We start from the raw sequence: 16,685 nt of genomic DNA on the forward strand, positions 1-16,685 counted from the left end.
CGGACCGGTGGGGAGCCGGAAAAACAATTTCGAGAAATACGGAAAGTCCGGAACCTATGCGTAGCAGCGTTGCCCGCGGAGGGTGGCTCCTTCCGGTGCTCGCTTCGGCCGTTCTCTGCACGGCCTGCCAATCTTCGTCCGCCGCGGCGCACTACTCCGAGTCGATCGACGCCTGCAAGCTGCCCGGCGCGAACACGCGTGACAAGCTCGCTCCCGGGACCGTCGAAGTGCCTTCCGGCGCGGTGAAGACGGCCGACACCCCGGTCGTGCCGCAGGACCGCTCCGCCGAGGGCAACGACCTCACCACCTGCAAGCGCCTGTTCGCCCGCGACCTCGGCGGCGGGAAGCCCAACATGCAGGACTACCGGGTGGTGACGATCGCCGTCGTGCGGTTCACCGACTCCGACGCCGAACAGGGCGCGGGCAAAGCGAGCCAGTTGCTCACCGACGCGCTCGCCGACCACTCGGGCGTCCGCCTCGCCACCGGAATCGGCGACGAGGCCGGCTTTTCCGAGCAGTGGGCCGCGGTCCGCAGCGGGAACGTCGTGCTCGGCCTGGCGATCGCCGACGGGGGCACGGAGGCCGCGCTGATCCCGCCGGCGACCCTCGACAGCGTCCAGGCCGTGGTCACCGACATGACGAACACCCTGCAGCGCGACTACAAGGGCTGATCGAGCGCCTCGAGCCGCACCACGATCGCCTTCGACACCGGCGTGTTCGACTTCTCCGCGACCGAGTCCAGCGGCACGAGCGCGTTGGCCTCCGGGAAGTACGCCGCCGCGCAGCCGCGGGCCGTCGGGTAGGCGACCACACGGAACGACGGCGCCCGGCGGTCGCCGTCCCGCCACTCCGAGACGAGGTCCACCATCGCCCCGTCGGCCAGGCCCAGCTCCGCGAGGTCGGCCGGGTTGACCAGCACGACCCGGCGGGCGTTCTCGATCCCGCGGTAGCGGTCGGAGAGCCCGTAGATCGTGGTGTTGTACTGGTCGTGGCTGCGCATCGTCTGCAGCAGCAGCCGGCCTTCGGGCGCCTTCGGGTACTCCAGGCCCGACACCGTGAAGTTGCCCTTGCCGTTCGTGGTGCCGCTGAACTGGCGGGAGTCGCGCGGCGCGTGCGGCAGCACGAACCCGTCCGGCTCGCGGACGCGGCGGTTGTAGTCCTGGCAGCCCGGCACGACGCGGGAGATGCGGTCGCGGACCAGGTCGTAGTCGGCCTCGAACGTCCGCCACGGCACGGCGTGCGCCGCGCCGAACAGCGTTTCGGCCAGCCGGCAGACGATCGCGACCTCGGACAGCAGGTGCTCGCTCGCCGGCTTCAGGCGGCCGCGGGACGGGTGCACCTGCGACATCGAGTCCTCGACCGTGACGAACTGCTCGCCGCTCGCCTGCACGTCGCGCTCGGTGCGGCCGAGCGTCGGCAGGATCAGGGCGGTGCGGCCGTGCACGACGTGCGACCGGTTGAGCTTCGTCGAGACGTGCACGGTCAGGGCGCACGAGCGCAGCGCCTTCTCGGTCAGCTCCGTGTCCGGCGTCGCCGACGCGAAGTTGCCGCCGACGGCGAAGAAGACCTTGCCGCGGCCGTCGCGCATCGCCCGGATCGCGTCGACGGTGTCCAGGCCGTGCTCGCGCGGGACCTCGATGCCGAACTCGGCGTCGAGCGCGTCCATGAAGGACTCCGGCATCTTCTCCCAGATGCCCATGGTCCGGTCGCCCTGGACGTTCGAGTGCCCGCGCACCGGGCACAGGCCCGCGCCCGGCTTGCCGATCATCCCGCGCATCAGGGCGAGGTTGGCGATCTCGGAGATCGTCGGGACGGCGTGCTTGTGCTGCGTCAGGCCCATCGCCCAGCAGTAGATCGTGCGGTCCGACGACGCGATCATCCGCGCGACGCGCTCGATCTGCTCGCGGGGCAGGCCGGTCGCGAGCTCGACCTCCGGCCAGTCGATCTCCCGCAGGTGCTTCGCGTAGTCCTCGAAGCCTTCGGTGGCCGCCTCGACGAACTCGCGGTCGACGATCGCGCCGGGCGCCTCCTCGTCCCAGGCCAGCAGCAGGTGCCCGACGGCCTGGAACAGCGCGAGGTCGCCGCCGAGGCGGATCTGGGCGAACTCGTCGGCCAGCGGCGTGCCCTTGCCGACGACACCGCGGACGTTCTGCGGGTTCTTGAACCGCATCAGCCCGGCCTCGGGCAGCGGGTTCACGGCGATGACCTTCGCGCCGTGGTTCTTTGCCTCCTCGAGCGCCGAAAGCATCCGCGGGTGGTTGGTGCCCGGGTTCTGCCCGACGACGACGATCAGGTCGGCCTGGTGGATGTCGGCCAGGCTCACCGAGCCCTTGCCGATGCCGGTGGTCGCCTGCAGGGCCGCGCCGGAGGACTCGTGGCACATGTTGGAGCAGTCCGGCAGGTTGTTGGTGCCGAAGGAACGCACGAGCAGCTGGTAGAGGAACGCGGCCTCGTTGCTGGTGCGGCCGGAGGTGTAGAAGATCGCCTCGTTCGGGTCGGTCAGCGCCTTGAGCTCGCCCGCGACGAGCTCGAACGCGTCGTCCCAGGTGATCGGCTCGTAGTGCGTCGCGCCCTCGCGCAGCACGAACGGCTCGGTGATCCGCCCCTGCTGGCCGAGCCAGTAGTCGGTCTTGGTGCGGAGGTCCTCGATCGGGTGCTTCGCGAAGAACTCCCGGTCCACCCGGCGCTTGGTGGCCTCCTCGGCGACGGCCTTGGCGCCGTTTTCGCAGAACTCGGCCAGCTTGCGCTTCTCGCCGTCGACCTCGCGGGGCTCCGGCCACGCGCAGCCGGGGCAGTCGAACCCCGCGCGCTGGTTCAGCAGCCGCAGCGCCTTGACCGTCCGCCCGGTGCCCATCTGCTCGACGCTGCGCATCAGTGACACGGCCACGCCGGGTATCCCGGCGGCCCAGCCCTTCGGCTTGCCCACCTCGAGGCGGGTCTCGTCAACGTCCTGCGCCGGCGCTTCACGGGTCATGCGTTCATCGTGCGCCCTGGTGATCGTCCGCGCGAACAGGGGGTGCGTCACACCTCCGCGGTGCGCAGCCCCCGGTCCACGACGGTGACGACGAGCAGCACCCCGCTGATCACCAGCAACGCGATCGCCAGCCGGTGCAGGCCCGCCGAATCCGCGTGCGGGCCATAACAAAGCGCAATGAGCGTCGAGGCCACGATCGCGCCGAGGTACTGGGCGGTGCGGAACAGGCCGCTCGCCGTGCCCATCTGCTCGGCCGGGGCCTCGCGGTAGAGCGTCGTCTGGTTCGCGACGCTCGTCAGGCCCTGCGCCAGGCCGAACAACGCGGCCAGCGCGAGCAGCGCGCCGGCCCACGTGCCGTCGTGGACGAGCAGCAGCAGCGCCGAACCGCCGAGCAGTGCCACCGCGACGGTGACCAGCCGCGCCTTGATGCCCGACGCGCGCCCCGAAAACGCCGCGGCACACACCGCCGTGCCCGACATCGGCAGCAGCATCAGCCCGGCGGCCTCTTCGGACAGCTGCCGCGTCGTCTCCAGCCACTGGACGTAGCCGAACATGATCGCGTAGATGGCCATGAAGCTCAGCGCCTGCCGCAGGTAGGTGCGCAGGATCGCGCGGTTGGCCGCGAGCATCCGCAGGTCGAGGAACGGGTGCGCGCGGCGCAGCTCGACCAGCGTGAACGCGGCACCGAGGGCGGCGACGACGGCGAGCAGCCAGGCGTCGGCACCCGGGTCCATCAGGAAGAACAGCAGCGCGAGCAGGGTCGCCGAGAACAACGCGATGCCCACGACGTCGATCGGGGTGGCGGTGCGGGCGCCGCGGTCGTCCCTCGGCACCCACAGCAGCGCCAGCACCAGCGACAGACCGGCGAGCGGGATGTTCACGGCGAAGATCGCCGGCCAGCCGAAGAGGCCGATCAGGACACCGCCGAGCGTCGGGCCGATCACCATGACGGTCTGCGCGGACATCGACAGCACGGACAGCACACGGGCGGGCACGCCCTGGCCGGTGGCCTCGGCGTGGTGGCGCAGCACGGCCATCGCGGCCGGGAAGCCGGCGCACGTGCCGAGGCCGAGCACGACCCGCACGCCGGTCAGCCAGCCGACCGACAGCGGGATCATCCCGGCGACCCCGGCGATGATCACGAGGGTGGCGCCGCCGAGCAGGACGCGCCGGGCGCCGTAGCGGTCGACCAGCAGGCCGACCACCGGCTGCCCGACCGCGGTGGCCAGGTAGAGCGCGGAGATCAGCCAGGCCGTCTGGCCGGGTCCGGCACCGAAGCTCTGCCCGATCGGCACGAGCGCGACGGCGATGAGCGTGGAGTTGATCGGGTTGAGCACGGCGCCGGCCACCAGCGGGGTGACCAGGCGCGCGCCGAACTTCGCGGGAGCGGTGACGGTGCTCGTGAGAACTCCTTCAGTGTTGCGCAACGCGCTGCAGCAGCGGCAGGGCAAGGGTGACGGCGTCGAGCTCGGCGGGGGACAGCTCGTCCGCCAGCGCCTGGGCCAGCCACTCGTCGCGGTGCTGCTGGATGCCGCGCACGGTGTCGGTGCCGGCCTCGGACAGGCTGATCACCACGCGGCGCCGGTCGGCCGGGTCGGGGGTGCGGGCGAGGTAGCCGAGCTCGTCGAGCACGCCGAGGGTGGCGGCCATCGACTGCTGCCGGACGTGCTCGGCGGCGGCCAGCTCGCCCTGCGTGGCGGGGCCTTCGCGGTGGAGCCGGTTGAGCACGGCGGACTGCGACGGCGTCAGGATCCCGGCGTTGTCGACCTGGCGCAGCCTGCGGTGCAGCTGCCCCACGACGGCCCGGATCCACCCGGCGCTCTCGGCGACGTGCGCTGGTACTTCGCCCATGCACACAGGTTAACTGTACAGTCCAGCCTGTGCATCTCGATGTGACGAACTCCTAGCCGTCGCAGTCGTCGAGGGTCGGCACGGGGTACTTCGGGTCGTAGTAGCCGGGCGCCTCCCGGTCACCCGTGGGCGGCGCGGCCGCCGGCGGGTTCGCGTAGCCGGGGGCCAGGAAGCCCTCCCGCGCCGCCGCGCAGCCGACCGACGAGACCGCGCTCCGCCCGCCGTCGAGCCACAGCCCCCGGCTGTTCTTCGCCAGGCCGGCGCTCGTGGCGACGACGTAGGTCTCGTCGACGCGCAGGAAGCTGACGATCTCGTTCGGGCTGGTCAGCGTCTCCGGGTGGACGTTGTCGAAGGCGTACGCGACGACGTACTTGGCGTCCACGGCCAGTTCGCCGGGCTTGTCGCCGGCCCGCGCGGTGAGCGTGCCGAACGTGCGCGGTCCCGCGTCGAGGAGGTGGTAGCCGTCGGCGATCTCGGTCAGGTAGGAGTCCAAGCCGGGCTTGTCCTTCGCCGGTTTCGCGGTCAGCCACGGCGTCATCTGCTCGCGCTGGTCCGGGGCGAAGAGCGCGAGGTAGGCCTTCGGGTCGTGCGCGGACAGCACCGCCGGGTCGAGGTGGGCGGCGGTGATGGCCTGCCGTGACTTCGCGTAGGCGTCCGCGACCGCTTCGGCCGTGAACTTGCCCACCGGGGCGGCGGCGGGCGAGGTGATGCCGCCGATGCCCTTCGGCCAGACGTCGGCGGGGGTGCGCGCGTACGGCCGGGCCAGGTCGACCGGGGCGACCTCCGGCACCGACGTCGGGTTCGGCGGCCCGGCCACCGGCGCGGGCCGGCGGCCGACGTACACGATCGCGGCCGTCGTCACGGCGAGGATCGCCACGAGCACGGCGAAGATCCACCAGCGGCGCCGCGGGCCCCGCGAGGCGCGTCGCTGCTGCTTGCGGAACTGCTTGCGGTCCTTCTTCGAACCCAGCCAGGCGTCCGTCCGCGCGTGCTTGCGCCACTCCGGGTCCGCCAGGTCCGGGTGCGATTCGAGCAGGTTGTCCTCGTCCACGTGCTTTCCCCCAAGGTCGACGACAGATCATCGACAGGGGCGGACGAGCGTTACTGACCGAAGAACAGCAGCGAGGCCTCGTTGACGCCGACGCCCTGGACCTGGTGCACGATGATCGCCGCGGCGACCAGGGCGGCGACCAGCAGCAGCGCCAGAACACCGGGCCAGCGGCTCTGCCCGGGCCGCTGCACCCCGCCCGCGCGGCGCTCGCGCTTGCGGCGCTTCTTGAGGTCCTTCTTGGCGCCCAGCCAGGCGTCCCGCTCGGCGTACTTCTGCCAGTCGGGGTTCATCAGGTCCGGGTGCGTCTCCAGGCGCCGGTCGTCCGGATCCTGTGGCTGCTGAGGCTGTGCCATCCCGAGTGCCTTCCCCCTGGGTGACCCGCCGTGACGGGTTCGTAGACTTGTCCATTGTGACCGAGAACGCTCCGCAGCAGACCACCGACCTTCCGGGTGCCTGGGACCCGGCCGCCGAGGAAGCACCGATGTACGACCGCTGGGTAGCGGCCGGGTACTTCACGGCCGACGCCTCGTCGGGGAAGCCGCCGTTCTCGATCGTACTGCCGCCGCCGAACGTCACCGGTTCGCTGCACATGGGCCACGCGCTCAACCACACCCTGATGGACGCGATGAGCCGCCGCCGTCGCATGCAGGGCTACGAGGTGCTGTGGCTGCCGGGCATGGACCACGCGGGCATCGCGACGCAGAACGTCGTCGAGCGCCAGCTGGCCGGCGAGGGCCTTTCGCGCCACGACCTGGGCCGGGAGAAGTTCGTCGAGCGGGTCTGGGAGTGGAAGGCCGAGTACGGCGGCCGGATCCTCGGCCAGATGAAGCGCCTCGGCGACGGCGTCGACTGGTCGCGTGAGCGCTTCACCATGGACGAGAACCTGTCCAAGGCCGTCCAGACGGTGTTCAAGAACTTCTACGACCAGGGCCTGATCTACCGCGCCGAGCGGATCATCAACTGGTGCCCGCGCTGCCAGACGGCGCTGTCGGACATCGAGGTCGACCACAACGACGACGACGGCGAGCTCGTCTCGATCCGCTACGGCGACGGTGCCAACGCGATCGTCGTGGCCACCACCCGCGCGGAGACGATGCTGGGCGACACCGCGGTCGCCGTCCACCCGGACGACGAGCGGTACGCGCACCTGGTCGGCACCGAGGTCGAGCTGCCGCTGACCGGCCGCCGCATCCCGATCGTGGCCGACAAGCACGTCGACCCCGAGTTCGGCACCGGCGCGGTCAAGGTGACCCCGGCGCACGACCCGAACGACTTCGAGATCGGCCGCCGGCACGACCTGCCGATGCTGACGATCATGAACGAGCGCGCCGAAATCACCGCGCCGGGGCCGTTCGAGGGCCTGGACCGGTTCGAGGCTCGCCCGGCGGTCGTCGCGGCGCTGCGCGAGGCCGGCCGGATCGTGGCCGAGAAGCGGCCGTACGTGCACGCGGTCGGGCACTGCTCGCGCTGCGACACGGTCGTCGAGCCGCGGCTGTCGCTGCAGTGGTGGGTCAAGGTCGAGGAACTGGCCAAGCTGGCCGGCGACGCGGTCCGCGACGGCCGCACCAAGATCCACCCCGCGGAGCTGGGCAAGCGGTACTTCGACTGGGTCGACAACATGCACGACTGGACGATCTCGCGCCAGCTGTGGTGGGGCCACCGCATCCCGGTCTACTACGGCCCGGACGGCGAAGTCGTGTGCGTCGGCCCGGACGAGCAGCCGCCGTCGGGTGAGGGCTGGACGCAGGACCCGGACGTGCTGGACACGTGGTTCTCGTCGGGCCTGTGGCCGATGTCGACGCTGGGCTGGCCGTCCGGCTCCGAGGACCTGGCCAAGTTCTACCCGACCAGCGTGCTGTCGACCGGCTACGACATCCTGTTCTTCTGGGTCGTCCGGATGATGATGTTCGGCGTGCACCAGATGGACGGCAAGCAGCCGTTCGACCACGTGTACCTGCACGGCCTGATCCGCGACGCCCAGGGCAAGAAGATGTCGAAGTCGCGCGGCAACGTGATCGACCCGCTGGAGTGGATGGACGCCTACGGCGCGGACGCCACCCGCTTCACCCTGGCCCGCGGCGCGAACCCGGGCGCGGACATGGCCCTGGCCGACGAGTGGGCGGCCGGCTCCCGCAACTTCTGCACGAAGCTGTGGAACGCGACGAAGTTCGCGATGATGAACGGCGCCTCGGTCGCTTCGCCGTTGCCCGCTGCCGCTGACTTGACGGAATCCGACCGCTGGATCCTCGGCCGTCTCGGCGCGCTGGTGTCCGAAGTGGACGGCCTGTTCGAGGACTTCCAGTTCGCGAAGGTGGCGGGCGCGCTCTACCAGTTCACCTGGAACGAGCTGTGCGACTGGTACCTGGAGCTGGCGAAGGTCCAGCTGTACCAAGGAGACACCGCGCGGGTCGCCGCCACGCGCGCGGTCCTGGGCCACGTGCTGGACACGGTGCTGCGGCTGCTGCACCCGTTCATCCCGTTCATCACGGAGAAGCTGTGGACGGCCCTGACCGGCGGCGAGTCGCTGGTGATCGCGGCCTGGCCGGCGGCTTCCACGTCGTACGCCGACCCGGTCGCGGACGCCCGGATCGCGGACGTCCAGAAGCTGGTGACGGAGATCCGCCGCTTCCGCGCCGACCAGGGCCTGAAGCCGGGCCAGAAGGTGGCGGCCCGGCTCGCGGGCTACGCGGGCGGCCACGAGGAGGCGATCCGTTCCCTGGTCCGCCTGACCCCCGCGGCCGAAGACTTCGCCGCCAGCGCGTCCCTCGAGGTGGCCCTGGCCGACGGCGTGGTGACGGTGGAGCTGGACCTCTCGGGCACGGTCGACGTGGCAGCCGAGCGCAAGCGCCTGCAGAAGGACCTGACGGCGGCCGAGAAGGAGCTGTCCCAGACCGAAGCCAAGCTGGGCAACGAGGCGTTCATCGCGAAGGCCCCGGAGCACGTGGTCGAGAAGATCAAGGTGCGCAAGGAAACCGCGGTGGCGGACATCGACCGCATCACGGCCCGCTTGGCTGCGTTGCCCGCTTCCTGAGGCTTGACGGCGAAGCCCGGCACTTTCACGTGAAAGTGCCGGGCTTCGCCGTCTCTCAGCGCAGTGCCTTCAACACCACCGCCGCGATGCCCGCCATCCCGGTCTTCAGCGGGTGGTAGGCGGCGGCCTCGAAGACGTTCTGGTCCTTGCCGTTGATCCACGCCGCGCCGCCGCGGGCGCAGGCGTCGTGGCCGCGGGAGGGGCCGTACGTGTCGACGTACTCCGCTTTGCCGTCCGCGTCCGCCGCGTCGGCCAGGGTCTTGTTCAGCGCCTCCTCGATGCTGTTCAGCCACGCGTAGTCGCCGTCGGCGAAGGGGAGGACGTCCGGGCAGTAGCCGGATGCCGGGGCGATCCGCGGGTAGCCGACCACCAGCACCCGCGCGCTCGGTGACCGTTCGTGGATCGCCGCGAGCACCGTCTCGACCCGGGGGCCGATGTTGTCGATCACCGACAGCACGGAACCGCCGAAGTGCTCCTCGCACGGGTTGCCCGTCGGGTCGCTCGCGCGTAGGCCCGGGCACGTCGAGGTCAGGCTGCCGAACACGTCGTAGTCGTTGCCGCCGATGCCGAGCGTCACCAGGTCGGTGTCGATCCGCAGGGCGCCCAGCTGCGGGGCGTTCGTGCCGTTGAAGGGCACGCTCTGCGGCCGCGTCATCGACCCCGTGTCGGCGCCCGCGCAGCTGACGTCGGTGAACCGGCCGGTGTGCAGGGCCGCCGCCAGCACCGACGGGTAGTTCGCGGTGGACCGCCCGCAGCCCAGCGGGTCGAGCCGCTGGACCGGGATGAACGGCCCGGAGGTGTAGGAGTCGCCGAGGGCGACGTAGCTGCCGATGGTCGTCGCCGAAGCGGCGGCCGCGGTGGTGGTGAGCAGAGTGGCTGCCGAGACGACGGCGATGAGCAGCCGGGCGATGCGCATGAAGACCCCGTTCTGGTTTCCGGAAACGCTCCTTCCACATCTAGCGAGCCCCGGACACCGAGGGGACGGTCTTCACCCGCCAGTCGGGTCACCGTCGCCGTGCTCACGGTAAGTGATCAGGGTGCGCCAGAACAGCAACGGCCGGACCGTGCTGCCGGGCAGCAGCCGCGCCGACTCGCGGCGGATCTCCGCCAGCGTCGGGTAGTCGTCGAAGACCGGTGCCTTCGGGCCGTCCTCCGGGCCGCCGTTCAGCCGCTCGCCGGCGTAGACGACCAGCCGCGCGAGCGCGTTGACCGGCACCGCCGCGACAGCCCGCGCCCAGTCCCCGGGGGTGCTCGGCCGGGCCGGCCCGAGCACCGCGAGCACCCCGCCCGGCACCAGCGCGCGGCGCAGCTTGGTGACCGTCTCGAACGGCATGTGGTGCAGGGACGCCAGGCACGAGATGAAGTCGTAGTGCGCCTCGGGCAGCGGGTCGGTGACGACGTCGGCCTGCCGGTAGACGATCTTGCCCGGCCCCGGCGAACCGAGCCCCGACGCCGCCTCGATCATCGCCGCCGAGACGTCGACCGCCTCCACCGTCATGCCGGTCGCGGCCAGCCGGCGCGCGAACCGGCCGGTGCCGCAGCCGACGTCCAGCGCGATCCCCGGGCCCGGCGGGAGCAGGTCCAGCACCAGCGGGTGGTAGTGGTCGTTGTGGTTGAACGGCATGCGTCGAGAGTGCCACTCATCACGCACGTAGACTCGGAAGGCAAGTGCGAAACCCCAGGCCGGAGGAGAGTCAGTGCCGCAGGATGAGACAGGTCGCGAGCCGGACCTGTCGGATCTGGACAGCTTCGCGGGCGTCGACGAACTGGGGACGTCGGGCTACGAGGAGTCCGACGACCACGACCCGGAGCTGGACGTCCGCGACACGGCGTTCGAGGCGGGCGGCGGCAGCCGCGGCGGGATCGGGGGTGTCGGGCAGCTGGGCGACAACCTCGCCACCGGCCCGGTGCCCGACCTGGTCACCGCCGAGGACGCCGAGCTGCATGAGCTCGACGACCAGGGCCCGCAGGCGGAGTTCGGCGACCCGGACGGCCCGGAAGCGCGCCACGAGCTGATGGCCGTCGAGGCCGAGCTGAACCAGCGCTGGCCGGAGACGAAGATCGAGCCGTCGCTGACCCGCATTTCGGCGCTGACGCAGCTGCTGGGCGAGCCGAACAAGGGCTACCCGGTGCTGCACGTCGCCGGCACGAACGGCAAGGGCTCCACGGCCCGGATGATCGACGCGCTGCTGACCCGGATGGGCCTGCGCGTCGGCCGCTACACCAGCCCGCACCTGCAGCTGGTGACCGAGCGGATCGCGCTCGACGGTCACCCGATCTCCGCCGCGCGCTACGCCGAGCTGTGGCACGACATCGCGCCGTACGTGTCCATGGTGGACGGTGCCGCCGCGGACGGCGTCGCGATGAGCAAGTTCGAGATCCTCACCGGGATGGCGTTCGCCGCGTTCGCGGACGCGCCGGTCGAAGCCGCCGTGCTCGAAGCGGGCCTGGGCGGTGCCTGGGACGCGACGAACGTCGCGGACGCCGACGTCGCGGTCATCACCCCGATCGGCCTCGACCACGTCGAGTACCTCGGCCCGGACATCCTCGGCGCGGCGCGCGAAAAGGCGGGCATCATCAAGCCCGGCTCGGTCGCGGTCATCGGCGAGCAGGACCCCGAGGTGCTGAAGGTCCTGCTGGAACGCGCCGTCGAGGTCGACGCCGCGGTCGCGCGCGCGGGCAGCGAGTTCGGCGTGCTCGAGAAGGAGGTCGCCGTCGGCGGGCAGCTGCTCAAGCTGCAGGGCCTCGGCGGCGTCTACGACGACATCTTCCTGCCGCTGCACGGTGCCCACCAGGCCGCGAACGCCGCGCTCGCGCTGGCCGCGGTGGAGGCGTTCTTCGGCGCGGGCAAGGACAAGCAGCTGGTGGTCGAGGCCGTGCGCGAGGCGTTCGCCGAGGTCGAGACGCCCGGCCGCCTGGAGCGGGTCCGCGCGGCACCGGCGGTCATGCTCGACGCGGCCCACAACCCGCACGGCGCCCGCGCGCTCGCGGCGACCGTGGCCGAGGAGTTCGCCTTCCGCCGCCTGGTCGCGGTGGTCGGTGTGATGGCCGAAAAGGACGCGCTCGGCATCCTCGAGGCGCTCGAGCCGGTGGTTTCGGACGTCGTCGTCACGCGGAACTCGTCGCCGCGCTCGATGCCGCTCGACGAGCTGAACCAGCTGGCCATCTCGGTGTTCGGCGAGGAACGCGTGGTCGCGGAGACGGACCTGGAGACGGCGATCGAGACGGCGATCGCGCTGGTCGAGACCAGCGACGACCCGGAGGAGCCGCTGTCCGGCGGTGGCGTGCTCGTCACCGGCTCGGTCGTCACCGCGGGCGAGGCGCGCACGCTGTTCGGGAAGGAGCCGGCGTGAGCGAGACCCCGGAGAAGCCCAAGCCCAAGGACCCGATGAAGGGTTTCCGCGGCGTGATGTCGGGAACGCTGATCATGGAGGCGATCACGGTCGCGCTCGCGCTTCCGGTCGTGAACAAGCTGGGCGGCGGGATCAGCACGGTCACCGGCTGGACGTGCATCGGGATCGCCGCCGTCCTGCTCGTGACCTGCGGGTTCGTCAAGCGGCCGTGGGCGGTGCCGCTGATCCTGGGCCTCCAGGTGGTGCTGATCGCGATGGTGTTCTGGCTGCCCGCGATGGCCGTCCTGGGTGTGCTGTTCCTGGCCCTGTGGCTGTGGCTGCTGTGGCTGCGCAAGGACGTCGCCCGCCGGATGGCGGCCGGCACCCTCGCGAGCCAGCAGCCGCAGCCCTGAACTTCAGAGGTAGTCGCCCTCGGCGACGTCGTCGAGCAGGCCCGGGTGCACCGGTGACCAGCCGAGCAGCTCCCGCGTGAAGGCGCTGGAGACGGGCGCGTCGAAGCCGTAGGCCGTCGCGAAGAACGGGCTGGCGTAGTGCCCGGCGGCGTCCTCCGGCGTCAGGGAGACCGCGGGCAGGCCGAGGCCGCGGGCGATCGTCTCGGCGATGTCCCGGAAGACGACGTTTTCCGCGGCGCCGTGGACCACGGTGCCCGCGGGCGCCTTCTCCAGGGCCAGCCGGAACAGGACGGCCGCGTCGAGCCGGTGCACCGCGGGCCAGCGGTTACCGCCGTCGCCGACGTAGGCCGACTGCCCGGTCTTGCGCGCGGTGTCGACGAGCATCGCGATGAAGCCGTAGTCGCCCGGGCCGTGGACGGTCGGGGCGAGCCGGACGACACTCGCGCGCACACCGCGGCCGGCGAACCCCAGGCAGGCGCGTTCCCCGGCGATCCGGAACGGGGCCAACCCGGCGGTGTCGGGTTCGTCCTGTTCGGTGCTTTCCCGGCCGGTGGGCATGACCAGCGTGCCCGACGTGCTGACGAACGGCTTCCCGGTGTTTTCCAGGGCCCGCCCGAGCGCCTCGATCGCGGCCGTGTCGCGCCGCATCATGTCGTCGGGGTCGGCGAAGTCGCCCCCGAAGGCCATGTGCAGGACGCCGTCGGCGGCTTCGGCGCCGCGGCGCAGGCTGTCGAGGTCGGCCAGGGAGCCGCGGTGCGGCGTGGCGCCCAAGGACTCGAGCTCGGCTGCGGAGGCGTCCGAGCGGGCCAGGCCGGTGACGGTGTGGCCGCCCGCGATCAGCTCGGTGACGACGGCGGGGCCGGTCAGGCCGGAACCGCCGGTGACGAAGACGTGCATGGGACCCTCTTCCGCGTAGCGACAGTGACTGACGCTACAAACTGTACCTCGTAGTGTCAGTAACTGTCGCTACGGGTAGGCTGACCGGGTGCCCCGCAGCGGAGATGAAGCCCGCCGCCGCCTCCAGCAGGCGGCCTTGGAGCTGTACCAGGAACGTGGCTTCGACCGGACCACCACGGCCGAGATCGCCGCGCGGGCCGGCGTCACCGAGCGCACCTTCTTCCGGCACTTCCCGGACAAGCGCGAAGTGCTCTTCGACGGCGAAGCCACCCTGCGCGCGGAGCTGGTGAAGTCGGTGGCCGGCGCGCCCGCCGGTGAGCCGCCGCTCGCGGTCCTGCTCGGCGCCTTCCGGAAGTCCGGGCGGATCCTCGAAGGCAACCGGTCGTTCGCCGAGCCGCGGCTGGCGGTCATCGCCGCGACCCCGGCGCTGCGGGAACGCGACCTGGCCAAGGCCGCCGCCATGGCCGACGCCCTGGCGGCGGCGCTGCGCGAGCGCGGGGTCCCGGTCCGGCTCGCCGCGCTGGCCGCCCACATCGGCTGGCTCACCTTCCACCACGCCGCCGGAGCGTGGATCGAGGAGTCCGCGCGCAGCCTGGACGAGCACCTCGACGAAGCCTTCGCCGACCTGCGCGGGCTGTCGGCGGAGACGGGCGGCTGAGCGCCCGCCTCCGCCGGGAACCTCAGCGCAGCACGACGATCCGCAGCGCGGGGGAGCGCAGGATGTCGGCTTCGCAGAAGCGGCCCTGCACCCATTCACCGCGGCTGTAGAGCTTCGTCTGGTCGCTGAAGTACGGCGACTCCGGGTTCGCCGACTGCGAGTAGGTCAGCACCGTCGAGACGTCCGGGCAGGCGCTGCCGCGGAACCCGACCACCTGGACGTAGCTGGACCCGTGCACGACCTCGACGTTCCCGCGCGCCGGGTCCCACTCCGGCGTCACCACGTCGAGCACGCCGAGGAAGCCCTGCCCGCCGTGGATGGGAATGCGCTCGCCGTTGCGCGTGACGGCTTGGCCGTCCCGCAGGCGAGCGTCCGGCGGCAGCCCGGCCGTCCGCAGTTCGGCCAGCGCGTCCCCGAACGCCTTCCGGACGTCCGGGTTCGCCACGTTGAGCGTGTTCGGCGTGGTCAGCGGCGCCTTCGGGTCGAACGGCACCGTGAAGCGGTCGACGGTGCCCAGCCGCGCGGCGAACCGCTGGAACAACAGCGATCCCCGCGTGTCGAGGGAGTACGTGTGGTCCCAGCTCGCGAGCGCGGCGCACGCGGCCCCGACCGGCACCGGCCCGGACGACGACGGCGCCTGCCCGCCCGGGAACGACGCGCACAGCTTCGCCAGGTCCGCCGCCGTCAGATCGGCGAACAGGCTGTGGTCGGCGAACAGCATCTTCTTCATCGAGTCCGGGGTGAACCCGCCCTTTTCGGCCGTGAGCAACGCTTCCCGCGTGCGCGGCGAGCGTTCGGTGCCGAGGTCGCCGACGATGTGCGGGTACCCCGTGATCGGCGCCTTCGCGTTCGCCAGCCAGGCGCTGTCGTTGGTGTTCAGCTCGTAGTCCCGGCGTTGCTGCCGCGGCAGCCGCGACGGCGCGAAGATGCCGGGCTCGAGCGCGCCCGGGTCGGAACCCCACTGGCACGACGACTTCGATCCGTCCAAAATGGCCAGTCCGACCACGGCGAACGTCTGCTGTCCCAAGGGAGTGCTGCAGGCCTTCGCGTGCTCGTCGGTGACGTTCGGGACGACCTGGATGTCGGCGTAGAGCGCGTTGCCGGCGCGGTCGGTCGCGATCGTGTTGACCCACGGCACGCCCTGGGTGCGGCTCAGCGCGCGGACGACGTCACCCGTGCTGTGCGCCTGGTCGAGCTCGAACCACGTGTTCAGCCCGCGCAGGTTCGTCGCGTTGGCGTCCCGCACCGCGTACGCCGATTTCGCCGTCCACGGCAGCGGAATGCCCTGGAAGTCGCCGAGCACCGAGCCGTACCGCGTCGACCAGAACGTCTGGCGGACCGGCTTCAGCGAGCCGTCGGCCTGGCGCACCCGGACCGTGACGTCGGCCCGGGTCATCTTCTCGGGCTTGCCGTCGACCAGGTAGGTCGTCGGGTCGCCGGGCTTCAGCGGCACCTCGAAGAGGCCGAAGGTGACCGGTGTGGACACCGTGTGCGTCCAGGCGGCGTCGGCGGTGTGCCCGATCTGGACGAACGGCATCCCGAGCAGGCTCGCGCCCGCGACGTCGAACCGGCCGGGGATGGTCAGCTGGCTCTGCCAGAACCGGCGCCCGGCCTGCCACGGGTAGTGCGGGTTGCCGAGCAGCACGCTGCCCTGACCCGCCGCGGTCCCGTCGGCGCCGATCGCGAGGCCGTTGCTGCCCAGCCCGCTCCCGCCGAGGGCCTGCCGGACCTTGCCGGAGAGCTGCCCGGCCGTCCCGGGCGCCGGCGTCGCGCCGGACGGCGGCGCGGCGAACAGGCTTTCGGCCACCAAGCCCTGGCCGCCGGTGATCGCGATGGCGTAGAAGTGGCGGTAGAAGTCCTGCTCGGTGATCGGCCGGACCCAGGCGGCGCCGCGGCAGGCCGGGTCGGAGATCCCGGACCGGCCGGTGCGGGCCAGGTAGGCGTTGAACCCCTTGACGTAGCCCGAAACGATCTGCCGGACCTCGGCCCGCGGGCCCTGCGGCGCGGGCTGCGCGGCGAGCCGGTCGACGACGCCCGAGTCGTTGATCCGCTGGAAGAACAGGTCGCTGTGGAGGTTGCTCCCGGCCTCCGAAAGCGACGGGTAGCCGCCGCCGTCCGGGCCGAGGTACTCCGCCCGCTGCGCGCTCACCGTGAGGTAGATGTTCGCGAGCTCGCAGATGTTGTCGGTCGCCGCGGCGTAGCCGTACCCGTAGCCGAGCCCGGCGAAGTCCTTCGCGACGATGTGCGGGACGCCGTGTTCGGTGTACCGGAGCACGGCCTTCGGGTCGCCGGCTTCCGCGATGCCGGCCCCCAGCGTGGTGATCGAGAGCGCCGCCGTGAAGACGGCGAGGGACTTTGTGAATCGTCTCATCTGACCCCCCCTGGTCGTGATCGCCACGCTACCGATGGCGACAGCGCGCGGGCATGGGGGAAAACCCGGGGATTCGTCCGTCTCGCGCACTCCGGCGTTGGCCGCGG

At 71.7% G+C, this 16,685-nt stretch carries 14 protein-coding genes; 5 read left to right on the top strand and 9 right to left on the bottom strand.

The window, feature by feature from the left end; translation table 11 throughout:
• Positions 1-95 precede the first annotated feature (95 nt).
• Positions 96-671, top strand: a complete 576-nt coding sequence (locus ACWEN0_RS25880; protein ID WP_451978484.1) for a hypothetical protein — start codon at positions 96-98, stop codon at positions 669-671.
• Here ACWEN0_RS25880 and ACWEN0_RS25885 read toward each other — a convergent pair.
• From ACWEN0_RS25885 to ACWEN0_RS25905, 5 genes are all read right to left on the bottom strand, one after another.
• Positions 659-2,974 carry an FdhF/YdeP family oxidoreductase gene (locus ACWEN0_RS25885; protein ID WP_451978487.1) on the bottom strand — a complete coding sequence of 772 codons (2,316 nt, stop codon included), beginning with the start codon at positions 2,972-2,974 and terminating at the stop codon, positions 659-661. The genes ACWEN0_RS25880 and ACWEN0_RS25885 overlap by 13 nt on opposite strands.
• 47 nt (positions 2,975-3,021) lie before the next feature.
• Positions 3,022-4,323 (bottom strand): MFS transporter, encoded by a 1,302-nt coding sequence (locus ACWEN0_RS25890; RefSeq protein ID WP_451979031.1) that lies wholly within the window; start codon positions 4,321-4,323, stop codon positions 3,022-3,024.
• Between the two features lie 64 nt (positions 4,324-4,387).
• Complete coding sequence (locus ACWEN0_RS25895) at positions 4,388-4,825, bottom strand: MarR family winged helix-turn-helix transcriptional regulator (RefSeq protein WP_451978490.1); 438 nt, start codon at positions 4,823-4,825, stop codon at positions 4,388-4,390.
• A gap of 52 nt (positions 4,826-4,877) precedes the next feature.
• Positions 4,878-5,876 carry a hypothetical protein gene (locus tag ACWEN0_RS25900; RefSeq protein WP_451978493.1) on the bottom strand — a complete coding sequence of 333 codons (999 nt, stop codon included), beginning with the start codon at positions 5,874-5,876 and terminating at the stop codon, positions 4,878-4,880.
• Between the two features lie 50 nt (positions 5,877-5,926).
• Positions 5,927-6,229 (bottom strand): hypothetical protein, encoded by a 303-nt coding sequence (locus tag ACWEN0_RS25905; RefSeq protein ID WP_451978496.1) that lies wholly within the window; start codon positions 6,227-6,229, stop codon positions 5,927-5,929.
• Positions 6,230-6,285: 56 nt separating this feature from the next.
• Here ACWEN0_RS25905 and ACWEN0_RS25910 point away from each other — a divergent pair, with 56 nt between their 5' ends.
• Positions 6,286-8,907, top strand: a complete 2,622-nt coding sequence (locus ACWEN0_RS25910; RefSeq protein WP_451978499.1) for a valine--tRNA ligase — start codon at positions 6,286-6,288, stop codon at positions 8,905-8,907.
• A 55-nt stretch (positions 8,908-8,962) separates the two neighbouring features.
• Here the strand turns inward: ACWEN0_RS25910 and ACWEN0_RS25915 are convergent, their stop codons facing one another.
• Both ACWEN0_RS25915 and ACWEN0_RS25920 read right to left on the bottom strand, forming a co-directional pair.
• Complete coding sequence (locus ACWEN0_RS25915; protein WP_451978502.1) at positions 8,963-9,823, bottom strand: SGNH/GDSL hydrolase family protein; 861 nt, start codon at positions 9,821-9,823, stop codon at positions 8,963-8,965.
• A gap of 72 nt (positions 9,824-9,895) precedes the next feature.
• Positions 9,896-10,531, bottom strand: a complete 636-nt coding sequence (locus ACWEN0_RS25920) for a class I SAM-dependent methyltransferase (RefSeq protein ID WP_451978505.1) — start codon at positions 10,529-10,531, stop codon at positions 9,896-9,898.
• Between the two features lie 73 nt (positions 10,532-10,604).
• Between ACWEN0_RS25920 and folC the strand changes: the two genes are divergently transcribed.
• Both folC and ACWEN0_RS25930 read left to right on the top strand, forming a co-directional pair.
• Positions 10,605-12,260, top strand: a complete 1,656-nt coding sequence (gene folC, locus ACWEN0_RS25925; protein ID WP_451978508.1) for a bifunctional tetrahydrofolate synthase/dihydrofolate synthase — start codon at positions 10,605-10,607, stop codon at positions 12,258-12,260.
• 35 nt (positions 12,261-12,295) lie between these two features.
• Positions 12,296-12,652 (top strand): DUF4233 domain-containing protein, encoded by a 357-nt coding sequence (locus ACWEN0_RS25930; protein ID WP_451979034.1) that lies wholly within the window; start codon positions 12,296-12,298, stop codon positions 12,650-12,652.
• Between the two features lie 3 nt (positions 12,653-12,655).
• On the opposite strand, the gene ACWEN0_RS25935 is transcribed toward ACWEN0_RS25930, so the two are convergent.
• Positions 12,656-13,549 (bottom strand): SDR family oxidoreductase, encoded by an 894-nt coding sequence (locus ACWEN0_RS25935; protein ID WP_451978510.1) that lies wholly within the window; start codon positions 13,547-13,549, stop codon positions 12,656-12,658.
• Between the two features lie 88 nt (positions 13,550-13,637).
• Here ACWEN0_RS25935 and ACWEN0_RS25940 point away from each other — a divergent pair, with 88 nt between their 5' ends.
• Positions 13,638-14,207, top strand: a complete 570-nt coding sequence (locus ACWEN0_RS25940; RefSeq protein WP_451978513.1) for a TetR/AcrR family transcriptional regulator — start codon at positions 13,638-13,640, stop codon at positions 14,205-14,207.
• A 22-nt stretch (positions 14,208-14,229) separates the two neighbouring features.
• On the opposite strand, the gene ACWEN0_RS25945 is transcribed toward ACWEN0_RS25940, so the two are convergent.
• A complete protein-coding gene (locus tag ACWEN0_RS25945; RefSeq protein WP_451978516.1) occupies positions 14,230-16,578 on the bottom strand; it encodes a penicillin acylase family protein in 2,349 nt (782 codons plus the stop codon).
• Positions 16,579-16,685: the final 107 nt, after the last annotated feature.

It is taken from the genome of Amycolatopsis sp. NPDC004378, assembly GCF_053602455.1.